Genomic DNA, 21,652 nt, shown 5'->3' with positions numbered 1-21,652 from the left:
CTGTACAGCCAAAAATTTGACTGTATATACAGGTAAATATGAGCGTACATTGTTATATTGGAATTCCAATATAACAATGTACGCTCATATTTACCTGTATATACAGTCAAATTTTTGGCTGTACAGAGCCAGATTATCCGCTTATCCGCCCTTACCAGATCTATACAGATATTTTAGGGCATGAACATGCTAGTCTAGAGTGCTTATCTAGCAAGGCTTTTACATTTACACTTACACTGTACTGTATAAATGCACCTATACAGTTTTCTCACATAACTGTACAAGTGTACAAATATGTCTGTAAGATTGTAGGAATTGCTGTACATATACACTTTTAATTTATTCGCGTTTCAGTAATTGAACGCTCGTAGGAGTGCCTCTGCTTTGTTGATTGTTGGCTGGCTCTCTGTATGCCCAAAGCAGTGCGATCGCATCCCCATCATAGCCTCTGTTGATTGCTGGTGTGGCATACTGCGATTGTTTAGCTTTGTTTCTAGCTAGCAACGTGATCGCTTGCTTCTTGTGCCTTCGTCCTTGCTGAGTTAAACAGTGCAATCAAGGCTAGCCTTGCCTCTTACTGTGTTCTGCTATTGCCTGCCCTGTTGCACTCAGTATCATGCGCCTTTCCCTTGCCTGTCCTCGCTTGCTAGCTCAAGCTCCGCTACTATGCCTCGCCTGACCTGGATGAATTCCGGGTTTAGCTCGTAACCTTGCTGATATTGAAGGGCGATCGCTCACATCGCTCACTTTGAACTCAAGCATTAGTCCTATCTTATTTAAGCGTATAAAATTGTCTGGCTCCACTGAGCGCTATTATTATACAGCTAAATTCCTGCTGACTAACCGTACGCCTAAATAAACCAGTATTTGTGGTGCTATCTCTGCAATCGCAGCCCTGAGTACTTACCTGTCCGCTACTCCTGCCTGCTACGGCTCAACTGTCTTCGCCCCTAAAAAACTAAACTAAATCTAAAAACTCAACCTCACTCTGAGTCTACATAGCAACATGCTGGTTGCACCATTAGCCTATCGGCTTTAGAGGATGGCAATTCACTGGCACGAGCTTCTTGCTTGGCTTGGTATCATTGCTCGCTAGATGTATCTCATCTAGTCCCAGTCCTGAGCTTATCTGTACATTTGTCTGTATATCGGTCTCCTATACTTGTACAACTACAACACCCTCGTAGAACTGTACAAGCTGAGATTTATTGATTTGCTTTCTGTTGTACGCCCACTCTCTGCCCAAAAGGCGTGCGATCGCATCCCCAAGATGACAACTCGCGCACCAGTCGCTGAATGCTACTGATACTTAAGTTCACAATCGCTTCGCACCTGCCTGCTGGCGTTGATGATAAGTTGCTTGCTCTGGAGCAGCAATTAAGTCCTGAATTACTTCCCAGCGTTGGTGTTGGCGCTCACTCAGTTGCGTCACGATTTCAGGCTAAATTGCTGGGTTGACCTCATCTTGATCCACACAATTAGCCTCCTTCTCAATCGCGCAGTTAATCTGTTAATTCTACGCTAAATTGATGCGCTTAATTTGTTAAGCCTGTTTTGGCTTGTCTCACGTTAGTCCCGTTGCTGAAATCGCTGCTCCAAAAGCGTTACAGCAAATTCTCCTCCCACACAGTTAATTTGTTAACGACTCTGTTAATTTGTTATTCGACATAAGCTTTCACCAGGATAAGAAATGACTCGAAATACCCAGCTTTCGTAGTGCTTGGGTAGAATAGCATGACGCAGCGCCAGACACACTACAGCCGCACTGGGTGCGTCGAATCCCAAATGGATGCCCATGATGCAGCGCGAATAAGTATCTACTACTATCGATAAGGTAGGTCGCCCTAAAATCTCGCCAGCAGCATCCACGACCAACACATCGACTCGTGTGTGATCGCATTGCCAGACTTGATTTGACCATTCAATGGGGATTTCTAACCCTTCACGAGTTTTCAGGCTCAGACAATCGCTGCGCCACCCTAAAGAGCGCTTTTGCGGTTGCCCCTGCTCGATTAACGGCTTCAAGATGCGGTAGACCGTCATGTGGCTCGGATACTCTTGTGTCCCTAGTTCTTGTGCCCGTACCTTCACCCGCACTGCCACTTGTGCCGGGTTCATTCTCCGACCGCCTCGATTCCCAGAGCGATAAGTTTTCACAATAAACTGCTGCCACTGAGAGCTGATGCGCGCTTCTCCTCGATCCGAGCGCGATCGCCGGATGATACTCTCCACTCCCTCCTCGCGTAATTGCCGCATCAGTCGGCGCACGCTCCGAACCGTCATCCCTAACTTTTGTGCCGCTGCTGCTTGCCGTTGCCCATATCCTGGCTGCCCTGCCGTCGCTAACAATTCTTGTAATACTGACAACCGCTTACGCTCGGACTCACTTAATAAGCGCATTCGTTCGCCCTTCCTAGAGTCATCCTTCTCTTGTGCTCGTTCGCTCGCCAACGAGCTATCATCAGCCGCACTCATCTCGAATTCGCCCATTTGGGTCATTGTCACTGTCGAGCCTGCTATCAACAGTTTCCATCACTTTATCTCATCCACTGGGCAAATATTGTGTTAATTTGTTGCACTGATTTTCGGACAACTAATCTGTTCGCTCAAAGAAGCTATAACTCCTACTGTACAAGCATTCTCGCCATTCCTACGGCGGATATTTATTTTGTTAACGAGGATAAATACCCTGTTTCGCGACAGCAAGCGAATGATCAACTGATTGCTCCGTTTACCGTCACAGGGGCGTGTAAACGGACAGTATTTGACTTGGCTAGAGAAGTACTTAGTGCAGCAACTGCGTCCTGGACAGTGGATGATTATCGATAACGCCACGTTTCATCACGGCGGTCGTATTGCTCAACTGATTGAAGTCACAGGGTGCCGAGTCGTTTATCTACCCCCCTACTTACCTGACCTTAATCGGATTGAGAAGTGCTGAACAACCATGAATACGGCTATAAAAACGATTCATTGTGTAATCTTCAAAGATTGCTTCTTAGATTCTCTAGTAAACTAAAGAATCTAGCTCTCAATTAAAACTTTTCTGACTGTTGAATCAAGCCTGTTCATCAAAGATGTGGATGGATGGCGAGCGTATCAATCGTTCTCGAATCTTGCTAATCATGATGTAGAGCATGGGCACCACGAATAAACTCAAAAGTGTTGAAACTAACATTCCACCAAAAACTGCCGTTCCTAAGGATTGGCGACTAGCTGATCCGGCTCCAGTTGCCATAACCAACGGATAAATGCCTAACAGGGTAGAGATGGCTGTCATCAAAATTGGGCGTAATCGCTCCTGTGAGCCTTGTATAGCTGCTTTAGTAATTGAAAGTCCCTGATCGCGTAATTGATTGGCAAACTCTACAATCAAAATTGAGTTCTTGCTAGCTAAACCAATCAACATGACGAGTCCAACTTGACAATATACATCGTTATATAACTCTCGCAGAGATTGAGCTGATAACGCTCCTAGAACCGCCAAAGGAACAGACAACACGATAATGAGTGGATCAACAAAATTGTTGTACTGAGCTGCCAGAACCAGGAGTACAAAGAAAACACCTAACCCAAAAATGATGGGAGCCTGCCCTCCAGATTCTAGTTCTTCCAGAGAAATTCCTGACCACTCAAATCCCATGTTGGGAGGTAACACCTCAGCCGCCAATCTTTCCATGGCTTGAATAGCTTGTCCAGAACTAAACCCAGGCGCGGCTGTCCCATTAATTTCAATTGATCGATACAGGTTATAGTGATTAATCGTTTGCGGACCAGTTGTTTGAGTCATGGTCATGAGGTTACTCAAAGGAATCATTTCACCCTGTCTGGAACGCACGTACAACTGACTAATATGTTCTGGATTAGAACGAAATTGTTGATCTGCCTGGATATAAACACGATAGGTGCGACCAAATGCATTGAAATCATTGACGTAGCGCGAACCGAGATAGGTTTGCAGTGTACTGTAAATTTCATCGACTGAAACTTGCAATGCCTCCGCTTTATCGCGATCAACTTCAAGCAACAGTTGTGGTGCGTTTGCCGTATAGGTGCTAAAAACAGCCTGCAATCCTGGGGTTTGATTAGCACGATTGAGCAGTTCACCCTTCATCTGATCGAGCGTGCTAATATCACTGGTGGTACGATCGCTTCGATCTTGCAGTTGAAATACAAAACCACCTACACTGCCCAAACTTTGAATCGTCGGTGGATTGATTGCCAGCACCGGAGCTTGCGGAATCGCCATCAGTGATCCTCGTACCCGATTCAGAATGCCTGATACCGTCTGTTCCGGATTGGTTCGTTCAGTCCAAGGCTGGAGGGGCGCAAACATAAATCCTCGATTAGGAGCATTGCCGCTAAATCCTACACCACCAACGGCAAAGGTTGCTCGGATTTCGGGCACGTCGAGCAACTGTTGTTCCGCTTGCTCCACAATCTGTTTGGTGTAATTTAAGGATGTGCCATCGGGTCCTTGAATCAAATTGATGAAATATCCTTGATCTTCATCGGGTAAAAAGGCTTGTGGGACGCGCAGGTAAAGCCAACCCGTTAACCCTAAGGACGCGATAAACAGGATGAGCACGGCTCCCTTAAACCGAATGATGAAATGAAGGGCACGATTATAAACACGACGCAGCCAATTGAGAAACCCATTGATGCGATTAAAGCTCCAACCTAACCAGCCTCGTGATTGAGGCTGTTGACGTAGCAATAGAGCAGAAAGGGCGGGAGTCAATGTCAGCGCATTAAAGGTAGAAATAGCAATGGCAAAGGCAATTGTTAGAGCAAACTGCTTATAGAGTTGCCCAGTAGTTCCAGGGAAAAAACCCACCGGAATAAACACTGCCATCAGCACTAACGATGTGGCGATGACTGCCCCAAACAGTTCGTGCATGGCTTCAATTGCAGCTCGAGCTGGACTCAGCCCTTTTTCTTGAATTAAACGGGAAATATCTTCTACGATAACGATCGCATCATCCACAACCACTCCGGTTGCTAATGTCAAACCAAATAACGTCAGGCTATTGAGTGAAAAGTCGAATAGTTTTACGAATACAAAAGTGCCAATCAAAGAAATGGGAATCGTGATGGCTGGAATGATCGTGGTGCGCCAATCTTGCAAAAAGATGAAAATTACCAGCACAACTAGCAATACTGCTTGAACCAGAGTGATGACGACTTCCTTGAAAGATGCCTCTACAAACAATGAAGAATCATAGGGAATGTCGTAGGTCAAGCCGGCAGGAAAGCTCTCTGCCAATCGTTGCATTTCAGTCTTGACCGCTTTTGCAATGTTCAAAGCATTGCTGCCTGGAATCTGAATCACCTGATAGCCCACTGAAACATGTCCTCTATAGCTGGCGAACGAGCTATAGTTTTCAGCCCCTAACTCAACCCGACCCACATCTTTCAATTTCACCAGCGTGCCATCAGTTTCGGCTTTCAGCACAATCTCCTCAAACTCGTTTGCGTCTCTCAGCCTACCGATCGTCTGCAAGTCAATTTGATAGAGTTGCTCATCAGATACAGGCGGTTGTCCAATACTACCAATCCCTAGCTGCACATTTTGTTGATTGAGGGCGTTAATTACGTCCTGGGCCGTAAGGTTACGGCTGGCAAGCCGATTCGGGTCTAGCCAAACTCGCATGGCGTAACGACGTTCACCAAACGCAAGAATGTTGCCAACGCCCTCAATGCGCCGGAGCGGATCTAGTACATAGAGATCCACATAATTGCTGATAAAAATATCATCATAGCGATCGTCTTCGCTATAGATTGCCATTGCTAAGACAATACCGCTAGACTGCTTTGATACCGATACGCCCGTTTGTTGCACAGCTTCTGGTAAGCGCGGTTCCACTTGCAGTACCCGATTTTGCACATCAGATGCAGCGACATCAATGTCATATCCCTGCTCAAAGGTGACGACGATTGTACTCGTGCCATCGTTACTACTGGTCGAACTCATATACCGCATGCCTTCGACCCCATTAATCTGCCGTTCCAACACAGTAGTGACAGTGTCTTCGACGACTTGAGCATTGGCACCGACATAGTTTGCAGTCACCGTGATTTGCACTGGGCTGATGTCAGGATACTGCTCGACGGGTAAAGTAGGCAGACTAACTAATCCCGCCACTAGAATAACCAAAGCACAAACGATCGCAAAAACAGGTCGTTTGATGAAGAAATCAGCGAACATAAGCTAACTCTGTAATACTAGAAATTCCGATGCTAGGATTCGGGGGTAATCGGTACACCATCCCTTAGAGCCAGGACTCCTGAGGTAACAATGCTTTCTCCTGGCTCTAATCCATCAAGAACTTGATAATCATTGCCCTCCACGCTGCCGAGTTCAACTAAGCGCTGTCGAGCTACGAATCCTGACTCTGAGGGTTCAATCACATAAACGAAGGCTTCTCCACCTAAGCGCGTCACAGCAGTTGTGGGAATAAGTACACCGGGTTGCTGATTCCAAATCACGCTTGCCCGCACAAATTGATCCGTTCGCAATTGCCCGTCAGAATTGTCAAGCGAGGCTTTGACAAGAACAGATTGCGTTGTGTTAGCTGTGTTAGGAGCAATGAAAAAAACTTGGCTAGTTCCCAATTTGCGCCCCTGGCTGTCGAATAACTCAACTGGGCTGCCTACTCGCAGTTGAGTTGCCTGCTCAGCCGGGATTGAAAAATTCACCTCTAGCAAATCGTTCTCTGAAACGCTGATCAGCTCGGTAGAGGTATCCACGAAGTCACCCACTTTCACAGGAATATCGCCTACAACACCCGCAAACGGAGCCGCAATTTGAAAATACTGAAGCTGCACCTGTTGTTCTTGAATCCGTGCTTGAGCTTCCTGTACTGCCTTCTCAGCCCGAACAACGGCGGCTTGTTGCGCTTGAATTTGTTCTGCAATCGCATTGAGGTTAGCCCGCGCGACTTCAATGCGGTTAGCATACTGGTCTCGTGTCTGTTGCGAAACAGCTCCCACTTCAGCCAGTGCTGCATAGCGCTCGTACTCTTGTTGATTAAGTTCGACATCCGATAATTTAGATACCCGTTCGGCTTCGAGCGATCGCAATATGGCTCTGGCATTCTCCACATTCGCTTGAGCCGATTCTACTGCTGCACTGGTACTGCTGACAGCCGCTTGTTGTTCATCTGGATCAATTTGAATGAGTACGGTTCTGGTAGTAACCCGTTCTCCGGGTGTCACCAGAATCTGAGTAATTTGACCCTGAATTCTGGGTCGTAGCGTCACGGAACGGCGCGATCGCACATTAGCAATGAACTCGGATCGCTCCTGAATGAGGCGCGGCTGTAGGGTCAAGGTTTTGACGGGCATCGCTGGTTGCTGGGCAGTTGCAGGAACTGGCTCACGCCCCGGAGCCAAAACCCACCAAACTCCCAACCCACCGCCCCCTAGCAACAGCAGCCCTAGCAACCACCCCAGGCGAAAGTGACGAGGAGGGGCTGAAGCCCTTTGAGAAGATGAATTCGTTGCAGAAAAATCAGATGATTCCATAATTCAACCCTAATCATCCTGCTCATTTAGCTTCGTAGTTTCCTTCTTGTAGCTGCACCACCGCTGGAGGCAATGCTTCTAGACTTCGCATCGACTGAATATTTGCCTCTGACAATGCAGAAAAGGTTAGCACTCCACCCATCACTGCCATGATTGCGTTCTCAGCAAAACTGACGACACCCAGTGGTGCTTTAGAGTTACCGCCCACACAAGCGCAATTTAACGCCAGCTTATCAATGTAGACCGCTTTGAAGACCGAAATTGCACCACTCACACCAACAATCAATGACCCAATTCCAGTAGCAAGCGGGGCAACGCCAGAGAGAAACCCAAGCCCAATTAGTAACTCAGCAAAGGGATAGATTTTTCCATAGGGCTTGAAGCGCTTGGTGACGAGGTCATATTTTTCAAAGCTCTCGGCAAAAGCGTTAATATCCATCAATTTGAGCGAAGCCAGCATTGAGAGCGAAAATCCCATGAAGCCAGGAATTCCAAGCGATGTGGCAAGCGCCATTAGTCCGGCCGTCGAGAAGACCGCAGCGACTGGAGTATAGGAATACTCAGCTTTTTCTGCTTCTACCTTTAGCCGTTCTGCCAAATCTGTGTAACCTCCGACTCGTTCTTTACCAAAGAAAATCTGAGGGGTAGTGGCAACACCGTATTTTGCTTTGAACTGATCGACTTCTTGGCGCGATCGGAGTTTAACATCCTCGAATTCCATACCTTGCTCCTGAAGCAATTTGATCGCACGAAGTCCCCAAGGGCACTCATGCTCAGGCATAGACATCCGATAAACAGTAACGGATGTAGCAGTCGTATTTTTAGTTTTTCGATTCATAACAGTCATAATTTACCTCCTGGAGGTTAAAAATTGTGTTGAAGGCTGCCACAATTGTGATACTCGATCTGCCAGCTAGCACAAATGCTGCAATCCTGATGCACGAGGAGGCACAATCTTTTTAAAGGCATTGCAGCCAGAGCAATGATCCTGGCTCAACTGTTCATCACTGTAAACTGTACAGTAAACTGGAGAGTCAAGCTTTTTTCTCATCATTTATAATCAGCAAGCTACAGCCCAAACTCAGTCTTGAGTTGAGCAACCCAAGCCTTGATGCGTTCTTCTGTTAGTTCAGACTGGTTGTCTTCATCTAGGGCTAGCCCCACAAACTTACCGTCTCGGAGTGCTTTAGAATCACTGAACTCATATCCTTCAGTAGACCAGTAGCCAACCGTTTCGCCACCAAGTTCAGAAATTTTTTCCTCCAATATTCCCATTGCATCCTGGAAAGTATCGGGATAGCCAATTTGATCGCCTTCTCCAAAGTATGCAACTTTCTTTCCGCTAAAATCGATGTTATCTAGCTGATCGTCGTAGAAACTTTCCCAGTCGCTCTGTAGCTCTCCTACGTTCCAGGTCGGACATGCAATGATGATGTACTGATATTCATTAAAGTCGTTAGGTTCAGTTTGCGAGATATCCTGTAGTGTTACAACAGCGTCACTACCAAACTCTTTTTGAATCAATTCTGCTGCGGTTTGCGTGTTGCTTGTTTGAGTTCCATAAAACAAAGCAATCTTAGCCATAATTACCTCTAAGGAAAATAACGATTAGGAACAAAATCATCGAATGAAAGGCAACTAACAGGATCTATCAGTGCTGTTAGCTGAGAGTAAATGTTCTAAAAGATTAGATAAATGCATAGCTTGATTGAGGCGATCGCTAATGTAATTTCGGTACCAGATAGCTAATTTTGTCTGAGTCAACTTGGTTTTTAGCTCAGTCGAACAGCTTTTGGATCAATTTATAACTTGCTTGCTGAGATAAATTCACTTTCAGTCTCTAGTTAGCTAAAGAGTCACGATGATCTCACAAAAAACTCAAAAAAATTCTATTTTTGTTTGGGTTTTAAAATGTTGTTATTGAACGGGTTCGCCTTAATCAGTTGATCCGCTCTAATCATGAAAATCATAACCTCCTGCCAGCCCTAAAGGTGTTCGGTTTAGTGGGACTTAGGCATGAAACACACTGATTAAACCCGTTCAATAATTGGACAAATGGTATCTTCAGGATGTTCAGGAATGGTTTCCCAACCTGATAGTAATCCTCTTAATTCCTGTTTGAGAATTTGCAGTTGCTGGATTTGTTGTTCGATCGCCTCCAGCTTATCTTCCAACTTTACCTTGATGTGATCGCACGGTAGGTCGCCCTGGTCGTAAACATCTAGAAATTCCTTAATCTCCGACAGACTTAATCCTAATCCTTGAGCACGCTTGATGAAGCTCAACCGAGAGAACACATCTGAGTTAAACAAGCGATATCCACCTTCAGTTCTCCCAGTTGTCTTCAGTAAACCTAGCTCTTCGTAGTATCGAATCGTTTTGATCGGCATACCACTTGTTTTTGCAACTGAACCAATCAATTTAGGAGAGTGTTGAACTAACATACCGACTACACCATCCTCTAGTGTTCTTTCTTCTATCCTAAACTCTCTAGTTGACTAGAGAGTCAAGGGGCGTTGCAGGGCAATTGTCACTGAACAAACATCGCCTACCTCACCTGTATTGAAGTTTGAGCAATAACCTTCCCATCACTAGTGCTATTAGAAGCTCGCACTTCAATCACACCACGATTCATCTTCATGCCACACATGAACTCATACTCGCCTGCTTGTTCTGGTGTAAATTCCACCGTTGTTGTTTGATCGAGTGGAAGGTTCACCGTGATCGCAAAGTCTGGAATCAGTAATTGGTCATAGCAACTACTGGGATTTTGGCGATCAAAATGCAAACGAACGGGGTTTCCAGCTTCGACGATGACTCGCTTTGGTTGATACCCTTTCGCAACGGTTATGGTTGCCTGTTGGATTCCTGCTGGTGTCATTATCGCTTCAACACCAGAGGCTGAAACCGTAGACTGATCCGCGTGATGAGTGTGATCAGAGTGATGAGTGGGTTGAGGAACAGAGGCGATCGCCATTGCCATACCTCCGTTTGCAGACTGCACTTCCACCACACCTCGAAACATATTCATGCCGCAGGTAAACTGATATCTGCCAGGTTTATCAGGCGTAAACTCGATTGGGGTGATTTGGTTGAGTGGTAGCTCTTGGGCGATACGAAAATCAGGGAAACGTACCTCCTCTAAGCAACTGCTGGGATCTTTGCGATCGAAGTTTAATCGCACGGGTTGCTCAGCTTGCACCACAATATGGCTCGGTTCATATCCACCATCGACTCTGACAGTCACCTCCTGAACTCCGCCCTGAGTGGTTGCCTTACGCGACTTTGGTTTACTGAGCAGAAACCACCACAGTTCCAACCCAATTAACCCTAATCCACCCAGTGTTACCGCTACTTTATTCGCAATAGGTTGATCAATGCGGCGAAATTGTCCGGTTTGTTCAGTCGGCTGCATGTCGCTCATGTCGTGAGGCATTTGTGCAACCGCTCTGCTAGATGCTACTCCTAGCACTAATCCCAAGCTTGCAATACCACTGATGATTGTTGTTTTCTTCACCATCGAGAAATCCTCCTATCCAAGTGTCCCTAAGATTGAGCCGGAAATCACACCGAGCAGAAAACCGAATCCTATGAGTGTTCCAAAAAACGCTATTGTCTTGAGCATTGTCATTTCCTCCTGCTTTCGTCCGTTTCATCTAACTCCGTGTTTTAGGTTGAAAGTTCCGCAGACGTAGCGCATTCGTCACAACCGACACTGAACTGAATGCCATTGCTGCACCCGCAATAATTGGACTGAGCAACCAACCGAAGATCGGGTAGAGAATGCCAGTCGCGATCGGAATGCCTGCCACGTTGTAGATGAAGGCAAAGAATAGGTTTTGTTTAATGTTGCGAATGGTGGCGCGCGAGAGTTGAATCGCCGTCACAATGCCTTGCAAATCCCCAGAGATCAGCGTGATATCACTAGCCGCGATCGCCACATCCGTTCCCGTGCCAATTGCCATCCCGACATCCGCTTGAGCGAGAGCAGGGGCATCGTTAATGCCATCTCCCACCATTGCCACAATTCTGCCTTCTGATTGGATTTTTTCTACGGTTGCTGCTTTTTGATCGGGACGCACTTCTGCAAACACTCGTTCAATTCCCACTTCACGGGCAATGACATTAGCGGTGCGCTGATTGTCTCCGGTCAGCATCACCACTTCTAAGCTCATCTTTTGCAAGGCACGAATCGCGTTGACAGAAGAGGGTTTTACTGCATCGGCAATGCCCATGATTGCTTCGATTTTGCCATCGATCGCAATCCAGATCACCGTTTTGCCCAGGTATTCCAGCTTATCCCAGTGTTGTTGCAATCTGCTGGTATCAATCCCCAATTCGTTCATCCAACGATGGGTTCCAATTTGCACCAATCGATCCGATACGTATCCTTGTACACCGCTTCCAGCGATCGCCTCAAATTCTCGCGCATCTACTAGTTCCACACCTTGAGCTTGGGCATATTGCACAACAGCTTCTGCTAACGGATGTTCGGAATTGCGTTCTACTGATGCAGCTAATTGCAGTAATTTTAATTCGTTACGATTGGCTGTACCATTCACTGTGACAAAATCGGTAACGGTGGGTTTTCCTTGCGTGATTGTCCCTGTTTTATCGAGGACGATCGTTTGGAGCTTATGCGCCATTTCCAGGCTTTCTGCTCCTTTGATCAAGATGCCGTTCTCGGCTCCTTTTCCCGTACCCACCATGATCGAGGTGGGTGTTGCTAATCCCAGCGCACAGGGACAGGCAATAATCAGCACACCAACGGTGGTAATCAATGCCATTGTGACGTTACCGATGATGTTGTACCAGAGGATAAACGTGAGAATCGCAATCGCAATCACCGCAGGCACAAACCATCCCGTCACCTGATCGGCAAGTCGCTGAATCGGAGCTTTGGAACCCTGTGCTTGCTGCACCAGCTTCACAATTTGCGCTAAGAAAGTATCTTTCCCCACCCGCGTTGCCCGGAATTTGAAGCTACCTGTTTTGTTGATCGTTGCGCCAATCACTTCATCGCCCGGATGTTTTTTAACGGGAATACTCTCTCCCGTGACCATTGCCTCATCAATGGTGGAGGAGCCATCGATAATCTCGCCATCCACCGGAATCTTTTCACCCGGACGCACTAAGACGACATCCCCCAAAACGACTTGTGCGATCGGCACATCTACTTCTTGACCATTACGAATCACTCGTGCGGTTCTCGCCTGCAACCCCATCAGCTTACGAATGGCTTCAGAGGTTTGCCCCTTTGCCCGGTTCTGTAACAATCCTCCCAACAGAATCAAGGCAATAATGACGGCGGCTGCCTCAAAATACACATCCGGGTTCAGCCCTTGGTTCACGAACCACTGAGGGAAAAATGTCGGAAATAGCGAGTAAAGATAAGCGGTCCCGGTGCCGATCGCCACCAGCGTATCCATCGTTGCGGTATGGCGTTTTAAGGCTTTCCAAGCATTGACGAAGAATTCACTTCCTGCCCAAAACAATACGGGAGTTGTGAGGACGAGCTGGAACCAGGGATTGTGCAGCCACATGGGGATAAAGGGAATGGGTAAGCCTGTCATGGCGGGCAGTGAGCCAATTACCAGAATGGCGCTGACAATACCACTGACCCAGACTTTACGAGTTAACTTACGGTTCTCGGCTTGTCGTTCTCGTCGTTCGGTATCAGCTTCGGGGGCAAGCACATTATCTTGCATGGGTTGAGCCGAATACCCCGCTGCATCAACCGCTTCCTGAATCGCCGCTACGTCCGTTTTACTCGGATCGTAGGTGACAGATGCTTGCTCGGCTCCGAAGTTGACGCTGCATACTTCAACACCGGGAACCGATCGAATTGCTTCTTCAATGTTGTTGGCACAGGAGGCACAACTCATGCCTCGCAGTTTTAAGGTTGCGTTTTCCATGTGTTACCCCCCATTTCTCTGGATGCTTTGCTTATGCGACGGTATAACCCGCATCAGTAATGGCTTGTTTGATTGCCGTTTCAGACTGCTGCGTTTCAATATTGACCAACTTGGTTTTAGGATCAGCTTGTACCGTTGCCACCGGATCAACGGCTTTGACAGCGTTCGTGATGGTTTCTCCACAAGCGGAACAAGCCATATTGGGAACAGTAAGCTGTAAGGTCATGATTTTCATCCTCCTGCTATGAACTATCTTTATCTTGAAGTATCCAGTACACTGGAGAGTCAAGGGGGGAGGGGCAAGCAAATTTTGAAAACCTATCAAAAGACAGAACCACTTAGCTTGAGTAGGTTTGTTGCTCGGCAATCCGTACAACGAAGGGGACGGTAATGACCTGTCCATCACGCTGTAACTGTGCCCAGGTTTTGTAAAGTCCAGCACGAGGAAAGCTTGTATGTGCGCTAATTTGAGGGGTGATGGTATCGACTGAGTGCAGTTCACCAGAGTGTGTGTGTTGATGAGTAGAGGATGAAACTGCATGATCGGAGTGATGGGCTGCCGATGCACCGTGATGCTCTATCGGATGAACATGCAAAAACTCCGCGCCATCTTCGCTGATGATGACAAAGTGGGCGAGCGCACCCAGGTAAGGTTGAAGATCGGTGACTGGCTCATGGGTCTGCTCATCTTCAACAACAAAATCGAGCAGTACGCCTTCACCCGCACGCAGGGGTTGGTTTGCCCTCATTGTGACTCGTATGCCATTCACTGTTTTCGTTGGGAGTTCATCTTCAATCAGGGCGATCGACTCACGTGCTTTTCCGAGAACTTGCAGACTCAGTTGATTCACAATTTGGTACGTGTCGATCGGCGTGTAATCGACATAAAGCCGATAATTACCAGCTTGTGGAAAGGTATGCGTGACACGAAAACGACCATCGGTTTGTTGTTCTGGATGCAAGTGATGGAACTCGCTCAGGTCTTCAGAGACGACAAGCAGATGCATGGCTTGCTCATGCACAACTTGGAGATTGTGCACAACTTCTCCATTGGCATTCCGAATGGTAAAAACAAGGTCTACCATCTCACCCGCTTTAACGTCGGCAGGCTTTGATTCAAACTCAACTTGATAAGCAGATAGAGCCGGACCTGCGATCACATTTTCAGTGGATGTCATCATTTCAATCCTCCTGCAATAAACTACTTCTATCCTGAAGTCTCCAGTACACTAGAGAGTCAAGAATATTTAGGAAAAATCTTTTGTAACGTCAATAAAGCAAAACTGAGGCATCCCGAATCCTTGATCTTTCGGACTTTTTTGATAGATGCGATGCCGTTTCTTTGGCGAAAACTACAGCGTACTGGAAGTAACTATAAAAAAATGATTAAAGCTTGTCTTGAGATTTCTTGCGAAAGTTTGGAATTCTTGCTGTTTTTTAGTGTTGTCTCTTGGCGATATCAGAACTGTTGTTGATAGGTTCTAGGAGACATTCCTACTGCTCTCCGAAAAGCGGTTGCAAATGTGCTTTGATCCGAGTAGCCACACTGAAGAGCAATGTCGATGATTAGTGTTTGCTTCTGTTCTAATAGCTGCTTTGCTCGCTCCATGCGTTGCTGCATCAAATACTTGTAAGGAGAGACTCCAATGGATTCTCTAAATAGGCGGCAGAAGTAGTATTGGCTCATGCCGAGATGAGTGGCAATTGCCTCTAACGACAGATTCTCATCTAAGTGTTCATTGATATAAGCGATCGCTTGATTCAGTTTGTGTTTCGGTAATCCTCTACATTCAAAGGTTGGCTCTCGCTCCATGTCCATCGTTATTCTCTCCTTAAAACACCTACTAGCGTCGTTTGGTTGAACCTGAAGTCCGGTATTGGTAGCTTTGTGCAGTTAATAAAGCTAAAGCAGCCGCACGAGCTTGCCCTGCCGCATCTGAACGCTTTTCCATTAAGGCAAGCACAATTGCCCCTTCAATCAACAGCAATAGTTGACGGGCTAAAGATTCTGCGTTTTTTATTGCTGCCGCTTGTGTCAGTTTGAGGATGTATTGGTAAAGTGCTTGCTTGTGTTCCAGTGCCACTTGATAACCCGGATGATCTGAATTCACAAGTTCAACTGTTGCGTTGATGAATGCACACCCTCGAAAGTTGGGCTGCTCAAACCAGTCTTTCAACGCATCAAACATAGCGAGTAGGCGTTCAAACGGAGTCTTCCCGTACTGTTCAACCGTTGCTTCAAACCAACGTCGCCAGTTCTCATCCCGCCGCCGCAGAAACTCTGCGACTAATTGGTCTTTTGAATGAAAGTGATTATAAAGCGACATTTTGGCAACACCCGAATGAGCCACGATCTCATCGACCCCAACGTGCTGAATGCCCTTCTGGTAGAACAATTCTAAGGCGGCATCCAGAATGCGATCGCGAACAGATTTTTTAGGAGAAGTTGATTTCATGAACGTTTTTATATAGACCTGTCTGTCTATTTAAAATAGTTCTAATCTTTGGAAATTCATCAATGTCAACTATGGTTTCGACCCAACCCTAGTCGTTCTACTTAGTTCGACTGTGCGTGATGCTCCTTCCCTGCTCAATGGACTACTCTATGAAACCAATATCAGACTTGTCCCATAGTCGTAGCCCCGTTAAAGCGCTTTGTGCCATGCACAAACTGGGAACGTTCGCCGAGATCCTGCCCAGTTTTCCACAAATGCATTCCCAATTTAAGCTGATCGGGTTCCCAAGCATTTAGCGCCTCAGGAACTTGATGATTCTGTTCCAGGAGAGCATCAGCGAGGGCGATCGCATTAGCTGCCGCTTTCGAGGTGCTGGCAGCCGTGTGAGGACGAGGAATGAAGGCAGCATCCCCAACTAAGGCCACTCGTCCAAAGATCATTTGCGGTACTCCTAAGTCTAAAATTGCTTGCACAAACGGTTCTTTTGTAGCAGCAACTAGCTTTTGAAAGGGGGGAGCCAGTACCGCATCCGCATAGGATCGCATCTCTTGCTCAACAGTGAAAGCTAAAAAACCTGGAGGAACTGAATAATCTCGCCGTCTTCCCTCTTTGTCAATCAGAATTTGGGGCAGTTCTGTCGTTTCGTCATAGTTGACATACCAAACCCAGTTAAAGCGGCGTTCTCCGGGCACAAGCGATTCATTCTCACCGGGAACCAGGTATTGCAGAATGTGGGAATTGGGAAACTGGAAGAAGACGAATCGTTCTGTAAAGAGAGCGGCTGTCGCTGGATCAAGATCTGCTTCATCCACTAATCCTCGATAACCGACGTATCCTGCATAGTGATAATGATAAGTGGGCAAAAGCAGTTGACGCACCGTTGAACCAGGACCATCTGCACCCACCAGCAATGCAGCAGTGACAGAGGTGCCATCTGCGAATATTGCAGTAACTTCTTCATTGGTTTGCTGAATATCCGTCAGTCGCTTTCCAGTATGGTAGTGTTCGACTGGAAAATGCCGCCGCATTGAACCATAGAGCATATTCCAGGATGTTAAGGTTTGCCGCATGGGCATTCGCATTTTAATGCTGCCATCGCGGTTGAGGTAATAGCGTTCCTGTGCAATGACACCCAACGAATCAACTGGAATCCCTGCCCGTTGGAACGCTTCGATGACATCGGGTTGCAGGACAATGCCACCACCGCGACTATCAAGAGCATGTTGCGATCGCTCATAAATATCGACCTGCCACCCGATCAATCGCAGCATGATTCCACTGAATAAACCACCCAATGATCCACCAATAACAATGGCATATTTTTCTGTAGAGTTCATTGTTCAACTCCGATTCGCTTTCTAGTTCAAACATTGAGTAGCATTTGATTCCTGAAGAAATCATAAGAGACATCTTTTTCTAAATAGCCAATAAATTCAAGCTTCGGCTAGAAATTTGTGGACAAATGTAACTGCCATTGCCCCTTCTCCGACTGCTGAAGCAACTCGCTTGGTTGATCCATGCCGCACGTCACCCGCAGCAAACGATCCCGGAACACTGGTTTCAAGAAAATAAGGATCGCGATCGAGTGTCCAGCAAGCGGGCATCTGCCCATTCTTAAGCAAATCCGAGCCGGTAATCAAATAACCTGCTTCATCTCTCACAATATTGGTGTCTTTTGCCCACTCTGTGTTCGGCACACCACCAATACAGATAAAGAGATATTGAGTATCAATGGTTCGCACCAAGTTTTCGCTACAGTCTGTAATTTCAACTTGCTGTAAGCTGCCCTCACCATCTAGCCTCGTGACTTGAGCATTAAAAAGCACCTCAACATTAGCGGCATTCAGGATGCGATCGATCAAATATTTTGACAATGTAGATGCCAGAGTGCTGCCACGAACAATCATCGTCACCTGCTTGGCATACTGTGAGAAGTGCATAACGGCTTGACCTGCTGAATTACCGCCACCAACCACGAGAACCTGCTGATTCCGGCACATGGACGCTTCACTCACACCCGCGCCATAAAACAGCCCCCGGTTCAGAAAGTGATCTTCGTTGGGCAGATTTAACCGTCGATACTCTACACCTGTCGCACAAATGTTAGTACGGGCAATCATTTTGCTGCCGTCTGCCATATCTACATAAATGCGATTGTTTCTAAATTCTGCCTTAATTCCTTCACGCAATAGCAAGAGTTCAACGCCAAATTTGACTGCCTGCTGACGCGCTCGTTCCGCTAATTCTGCACCCCGAATTCCTTCAGGAAATCCCATATAATTTTCAATTAGCGAACTGGTTCCAGCTTGACCCCCAACTGCCTGTCGCTCAATTAGGACAGTTCGCAATCCCTCAGAAGCCGCATAAACTGCTGCACTTAGCCCCGCCGGACCTGCTCCATAGATCGAAAGATCATATTCTTTGAATTTAGGCTGGGCTACCCACCCCAACCTTTGAGCAATGTCACGAATGGTTGGTGCAAACAGACGAATCCCATCTGGAAATTCAACGACTGGTAAACGCAGATCGTTCAGGGCGGCAAATCCCAATTCTCGATGGCAATCCTCATCGCTTGTAAGTTCAACCCAATCAAATTCAACCACACTTCGATTGAGAAAATCGCGGATCTCGTAAGCTTCTGCTAGATTGGGTTGACCATACAGCCGCACTTGGTTTTGAGGTTTGTTTTGGTGTTCCGCTGAATCTAGGTAATCTAATTTAGTCATCATCGGACTTAAACCTTCTCTAATTCTGTTGCAGCACGCAGGGCAGCGAGAAAAATCTCGGTAGGCTGCCCCCCCACTAACACTTCCTTGCCAATGCAGATGGTGGGAACACTCCGAATTCCTTGAGCGATCGCTTGACGTTTCAATGCTTCAATTTCTTGAATCCCTGCTTGTGAAAGAAGAAATGTTTTGACGTGCGCTGAATCTAAACCAATTTCAGCAGCGAGATTTACCAGCGTACCAACATCACCAATATCCTGACCTTCTGTGAAATAGGCTCTCAGAATCCGTTCTGCCATCTCCGTTGCTTTGCCCGCATTACCTGCGAACCAAGTTAATCGGTGGGCTTTGAGGGTATTGGGAGTAACTTTCATCAAGTCGTAGCGAAATTCAATACCGTTGGCTTGCCCTGCCTGTACCGTTTTGGCATCCAGTTGTTGTGAATATTCCCAACTGCCAAATTTATTGGTGCGGTAAGTTTTGCGATCCATCCCCGCTTCTGGCATATCTGGGTTTAGCTCAAACGGATACCAGATGCGCTGAATCTCAACTGAATTACCCAGTTGTGCGTTAGCGGAGCTTAACGAAGTTATTGCTTTCTGTAAGTTGGTGTCTGCAACTAAACACCAGGGACAAATAAAATCTGAAGTCATTTCGATCGTTAAGGTCATGGCTTTCCATTTGCTCCAAAATGTTTATCCTTGCAAGAATACTTTTGAAATTTCTGATTTTAAAGTTTCTGGGTTCCATTCACCATTTAGTCGAATCCCATTAATAAAGAAAGTCGGTGTACGACTGACTCCACTTTGTATTCCACTCGCTATGTCTTCATGCACTCGCTCTAAATGAACATCTCGTCTCATTTGATGTAGAAAATGATTAACATCCAATCCTATTGTCAAAGCATACTTTACTAAATTGCCGTTATTCAAAGCATGTTGATGAGTCAATAAATAGTCATGCATTTGCCAAAATTTACCTTGGGCGGCGGCGGCTTCAGCCGCTTCAGATGCGTGTTGAGCTTCCGGGTAAAGATTGACTTGTGGAAAATGGCGAAATACAATCCGTAGCTGTTCTCCTAGCTGCTGCTGAAGCTGTTGAATTACGGTTTGAGCCGCTGCACAATTTGGACAGGCATAACTACCATATTCCACTAGGGTTATCACTGCGGTCTCTCCTCCCTGGATGTGGTCACGCTGTCCTACTGGAATTGCCAGTTGATTAGAATCATTTGCTGAATTCACGGCTACTCTACCCAACCTATCGCTAAGTCTTGAAAAACCTTTCCTTACAAGCAAAATTGGCACATCTAACTCTGCTCCTGCTGTCAAGCTACCGTAAAACCTATGTTTTAGGCACGATGCAAACATCCAGTCTTTGACCTGGACGAAACGCTAGGTGTTTAATCAATTACAGCAAATCCCAAAAATCTAGTCTTGTTTAGGCAAATGAATCTGCTTGTTATAGCTTGATGATTCCGCGTTTTAGAGCTGTTACGACAGCATGAGTGCGATCGCTCACTCCCAACTTACTCATCAAATTAGACACATGAAATCGCACAGTACTCTCCGAAATGCCAATGGCTTCACCAATCTCGCGATTATTTTTACCGTCCGTCATGAGCGTTAAAACCTGACGTTCGCGATCGCTCAACTCTGACATACTGAGGCGAGAAGCCAGTTTAGAGGTGAGTGAATTGGGAATATGCTGCGCTCCAGCACAAACGGCACGAATCACTTCAACTAACTCATGACAGGGGGTATCTTTGAGCAGATAGGCTTTGGCTCCAGCCCGAAATCCCTGGTAAATGTCCTCATCCCCATCGTAGACCGTGAGCATAATAAAACAGGCGTTGGGAAACTCAGCCCGGACGGTCGCAACGACCTCAGCCCCGCCCATTTCTGGCATCCGCAAGTCTACAATTGCTACATCAGGCTGATGTAAACGAAATTGCTCGACGGCTTCTAGCCCATTACCCGCCTGAGCAATGACGGTCATACCTGGCTGCTTGTTAAGAATTGCCGCTAGCCCGTCGCGGACTACAGGGTGATCGTCAGCGATTAAGATCCAAAGGGGTTGAGGCTCAGGGTTCATAATTGAAGGCAGAACGGGATTTAGCAGGTCTTTGTCTTCATTCTGGTTAAAATTTTATGCTCTGACATTTTTATTAATCAACTTTTTCTCCCGTTGGCACCAACCCAATCACTCGTGACCATGCCCCACTACCGCCCTTGACTTTGATTGGAAAACATAAAATAGTGCTACCAACAGGTGGAAGCTGACTCAAATTGGTTAATTTCTCGATTTGACTATATTTCCGCTTTATTCCTGCAAAATGAGCCGACCACAGACGTTTTGAGTCTTGAAAAATTGCCCACTCGTTACCAATAATCGGGTAGGGGCGATCCAAACTCCAAGCATCAGTGCCAATAACTCGAACGCCTTGATCGACTAGATAAAGAACCGCCTCCTCTCCTAATCCACACCCATAGCTAAAAAATTCTTCTGTGCCCCAAACTGCGTCTGCTCCAGTACAAAAAAGAACAATTTCACCGGGTTTGATGGTGTGGCTTAATTTCTTCAAACACTTTTCTATTTCTTCAGGTGTGACCAAATAACCTGTAGGTAGATCTGATACGTCTAAAACAACCGCTTGACCCACAAACCAATGCAGTGGAGTTTCATCAATCGTCCAAGCAGGCTGTCCCTCTGAAGTCGGAGCATAGTGCCACGGTGCATCTAAGTGAGTACTGGCGTGTGTTGAAGCTTCAACAATTTCACCTGCAAAGCCCAATCCATTAGGAAGGGCATTTGATGGAATCCCAAACATGAATTCCCACATCTCAGCACAGTCTTTGTGTGAAATATGCTGTATACGGGGAGGAGTTGGCTCACTCACTGTGGGTTCAAGTGAACGACTGAGATCGATTAGTTGGACACGCTGTCCCAGGAGTTCGACAATCTCTTGATTAATCAAGGTGTTTTCCTCTTTGCACAAATAACATTAGCCTCACTCTCTATCGTCCCA

19 protein-coding genes and 1 pseudogene are annotated in these 21,652 nt (G+C 46.5%); 1 reads left to right on the top strand and 19 read right to left on the bottom strand.

Annotation, left to right across the window (positions count from 1 at the left end; genetic code table 11):
• Positions 1-339: 339 nt before the first annotated feature.
• Together CSQ79_RS28255 and CSQ79_RS20865 are read right to left on the bottom strand one after the other, a co-directional pair.
• The gene (locus CSQ79_RS28255) at positions 340-555 is read right to left on the bottom strand and encodes a hypothetical protein (RefSeq protein ID WP_099703047.1); all 216 of its coding nucleotides are present in this window, start codon (positions 553-555) and stop codon (positions 340-342) included.
• A 1,095-nt stretch (positions 556-1,650) separates the two neighbouring features.
• A complete protein-coding gene (locus CSQ79_RS20865; protein ID WP_099703046.1) occupies positions 1,651-2,499 on the bottom strand; it encodes a TnsB C-terminal domain-containing protein in 849 nt (282 codons plus the stop codon).
• 216 nt (positions 2,500-2,715) lie between these two features.
• Here CSQ79_RS20865 and CSQ79_RS20860 point away from each other — a divergent pair.
• Positions 2,716-2,935 (top strand): annotated as a pseudogene (locus CSQ79_RS20860) (transposase); the annotation flags it as partial.
• Between the two features lie 123 nt (positions 2,936-3,058).
• Here the strand turns inward: CSQ79_RS20860 and CSQ79_RS20855 are convergent.
• From CSQ79_RS20855 to CSQ79_RS20775, 17 genes are all read right to left on the bottom strand, one after another.
• Entirely contained in the window at positions 3,059-6,208 is a 3,150-nt protein-coding gene (locus CSQ79_RS20855; protein WP_099703044.1) for an efflux RND transporter permease subunit, read from the bottom strand.
• A 32-nt stretch (positions 6,209-6,240) separates the two neighbouring features.
• On the bottom strand, positions 6,241-7,527 hold the full coding sequence (locus tag CSQ79_RS20850) for an efflux RND transporter periplasmic adaptor subunit (protein WP_099703043.1): 1,287 nt from the start codon (positions 7,525-7,527) through the stop codon (positions 6,241-6,243).
• Between the two features lie 22 nt (positions 7,528-7,549).
• A complete protein-coding gene (locus CSQ79_RS20845) occupies positions 7,550-8,374 on the bottom strand; it encodes a glutaredoxin family protein (RefSeq protein WP_099703042.1) in 825 nt (274 codons plus the stop codon).
• A gap of 221 nt (positions 8,375-8,595) precedes the next feature.
• Positions 8,596-9,111, bottom strand: coding sequence for a flavodoxin FldA (gene fldA, locus CSQ79_RS20840; protein WP_015328522.1), 516 nt, complete (start codon positions 9,109-9,111; stop codon positions 8,596-8,598).
• Between the two features lie 446 nt (positions 9,112-9,557).
• Positions 9,558-9,971, bottom strand: coding sequence for a heavy metal-responsive transcriptional regulator (locus tag CSQ79_RS20835; RefSeq protein ID WP_015328523.1), 414 nt, complete (start codon positions 9,969-9,971; stop codon positions 9,558-9,560).
• 104 nt (positions 9,972-10,075) lie between these two features.
• A complete protein-coding gene (locus tag CSQ79_RS20830) occupies positions 10,076-11,047 on the bottom strand; it encodes a cupredoxin domain-containing protein (protein WP_289501388.1) in 972 nt (323 codons plus the stop codon).
• Positions 11,048-11,183: 136 nt separating this feature from the next.
• Positions 11,184-13,442: a heavy metal translocating P-type ATPase gene (locus CSQ79_RS20825; RefSeq protein ID WP_099703041.1), complete on the bottom strand. Its 2,259-nt coding sequence runs from the start codon at positions 13,440-13,442 to the stop codon at positions 11,184-11,186.
• Between the two features lie 31 nt (positions 13,443-13,473).
• Positions 13,474-13,668: a heavy-metal-associated domain-containing protein gene (locus CSQ79_RS20820; protein ID WP_015328527.1), complete on the bottom strand. Its 195-nt coding sequence runs from the start codon at positions 13,666-13,668 to the stop codon at positions 13,474-13,476.
• A gap of 112 nt (positions 13,669-13,780) precedes the next feature.
• Positions 13,781-14,623 carry a DUF8832 domain-containing protein gene (locus CSQ79_RS20815; RefSeq protein WP_289501387.1) on the bottom strand — a complete coding sequence of 281 codons (843 nt, stop codon included), beginning with the start codon at positions 14,621-14,623 and terminating at the stop codon, positions 13,781-13,783.
• Between the two features lie 278 nt (positions 14,624-14,901).
• Positions 14,902-15,261: a helix-turn-helix domain-containing protein gene (locus CSQ79_RS20810; RefSeq protein ID WP_041919564.1), complete on the bottom strand. Its 360-nt coding sequence runs from the start codon at positions 15,259-15,261 to the stop codon at positions 14,902-14,904.
• 25 nt (positions 15,262-15,286) lie between these two features.
• The gene (locus CSQ79_RS20805; RefSeq protein WP_099703039.1) at positions 15,287-15,898 is read right to left on the bottom strand and encodes a TetR/AcrR family transcriptional regulator; all 612 of its coding nucleotides are present in this window, start codon (positions 15,896-15,898) and stop codon (positions 15,287-15,289) included.
• Positions 15,899-16,059: 161 nt separating this feature from the next.
• A complete protein-coding gene (locus CSQ79_RS20800; RefSeq protein ID WP_099703038.1) occupies positions 16,060-17,235 on the bottom strand; it encodes an FAD binding domain-containing protein in 1,176 nt (391 codons plus the stop codon).
• A 96-nt stretch (positions 17,236-17,331) separates the two neighbouring features.
• The gene (locus CSQ79_RS20795) at positions 17,332-18,624 is read right to left on the bottom strand and encodes an FAD-dependent oxidoreductase (protein ID WP_099703037.1); all 1,293 of its coding nucleotides are present in this window, start codon (positions 18,622-18,624) and stop codon (positions 17,332-17,334) included.
• A gap of 8 nt (positions 18,625-18,632) precedes the next feature.
• Positions 18,633-19,295, bottom strand: a complete 663-nt coding sequence (locus tag CSQ79_RS20790) for a DsbA family oxidoreductase (protein ID WP_015328531.1) — start codon at positions 19,293-19,295, stop codon at positions 18,633-18,635.
• Positions 19,296-19,319: 24 nt separating this feature from the next.
• Positions 19,320-19,868: a DsbA family protein gene (locus CSQ79_RS20785; RefSeq protein WP_099703058.1), complete on the bottom strand. Its 549-nt coding sequence runs from the start codon at positions 19,866-19,868 to the stop codon at positions 19,320-19,322.
• Between the two features lie 217 nt (positions 19,869-20,085).
• The gene (locus tag CSQ79_RS20780; RefSeq protein WP_099703036.1) at positions 20,086-20,718 is read right to left on the bottom strand and encodes a response regulator; all 633 of its coding nucleotides are present in this window, start codon (positions 20,716-20,718) and stop codon (positions 20,086-20,088) included.
• Positions 20,719-20,791: 73 nt separating this feature from the next.
• Positions 20,792-21,601 carry a cyclase family protein gene (locus CSQ79_RS20775; RefSeq protein WP_289501385.1) on the bottom strand — a complete coding sequence of 270 codons (810 nt, stop codon included), beginning with the start codon at positions 21,599-21,601 and terminating at the stop codon, positions 20,792-20,794.
• Positions 21,602-21,652 lie beyond the last annotated feature (51 nt).

It is taken from the genome of Gloeocapsopsis sp. IPPAS B-1203 (assembly GCF_002749975.1).
In the GTDB taxonomy this organism is placed as follows: Bacteria; Cyanobacteriota; Cyanobacteriia; order Cyanobacteriales; family Chroococcidiopsidaceae; genus Gloeocapsopsis.
Note: the sequence above shows the minus strand (reverse complement) of the source record. Positions and strands in the feature narration are given on the sequence as shown.

Bases quoted from the DNA above. Each gene is read 5' to 3' on its own strand.
- CSQ79_RS20845 (WP_099703042.1), bottom strand. From the start codon at position 8,374: ATGACTGTTATGAATCGAAAAACTAAAAATACGACTGCTACATCCGTT.
- CSQ79_RS20830 (WP_289501388.1), bottom strand. From the start codon at position 11,047: ATGGTGAAGAAAACAACAATCATCAGTGGTATTGCAAGCTTGGGATTA.
- CSQ79_RS20850 (WP_099703043.1), bottom strand. From the start codon at position 7,527: ATGGAATCATCTGATTTTTCTGCAACGAATTCATCTTCTCAAAGGGCT.
- CSQ79_RS20800 (WP_099703038.1), bottom strand. From the start codon at position 17,235: ATGAACTCTACAGAAAAATATGCCATTGTTATTGGTGGATCATTGGGT.
- CSQ79_RS20780 (WP_099703036.1), bottom strand. From the start codon at position 20,718: ATGAACCCTGAGCCTCAACCCCTTTGGATCTTAATCGCTGACGATCAC.
- CSQ79_RS20810 (WP_041919564.1), bottom strand. From the start codon at position 15,261: ATGGACATGGAGCGAGAGCCAACCTTTGAATGTAGAGGATTACCGAAA.
- CSQ79_RS20820 (WP_015328527.1), bottom strand. From the start codon at position 13,668: ATGACCTTACAGCTTACTGTTCCCAATATGGCTTGTTCCGCTTGTGGA.
- CSQ79_RS20835 (WP_015328523.1), bottom strand. From the start codon at position 9,971: ATGTTAGTTCAACACTCTCCTAAATTGATTGGTTCAGTTGCAAAAACA.
- CSQ79_RS20815 (WP_289501387.1), bottom strand. From the start codon at position 14,623: ATGATGACATCCACTGAAAATGTGATCGCAGGTCCGGCTCTATCTGCT.
- fldA (WP_015328522.1), bottom strand. From the start codon at position 9,111: ATGGCTAAGATTGCTTTGTTTTATGGAACTCAAACAAGCAACACGCAA.
- CSQ79_RS20865 (WP_099703046.1), bottom strand. From the start codon at position 2,499: ATGACCCAAATGGGCGAATTCGAGATGAGTGCGGCTGATGATAGCTCG.
- CSQ79_RS20855 (WP_099703044.1), bottom strand. From the start codon at position 6,208: ATGTTCGCTGATTTCTTCATCAAACGACCTGTTTTTGCGATCGTTTGT.
- CSQ79_RS20825 (WP_099703041.1), bottom strand. From the start codon at position 13,442: ATGGAAAACGCAACCTTAAAACTGCGAGGCATGAGTTGTGCCTCCTGT.
- CSQ79_RS20805 (WP_099703039.1), bottom strand. From the start codon at position 15,898: ATGAAATCAACTTCTCCTAAAAAATCTGTTCGCGATCGCATTCTGGAT.
- CSQ79_RS20790 (WP_015328531.1), bottom strand. From the start codon at position 19,295: ATGACCTTAACGATCGAAATGACTTCAGATTTTATTTGTCCCTGGTGT.
- CSQ79_RS20795 (WP_099703037.1), bottom strand. From the start codon at position 18,624: ATGACTAAATTAGATTACCTAGATTCAGCGGAACACCAAAACAAACCT.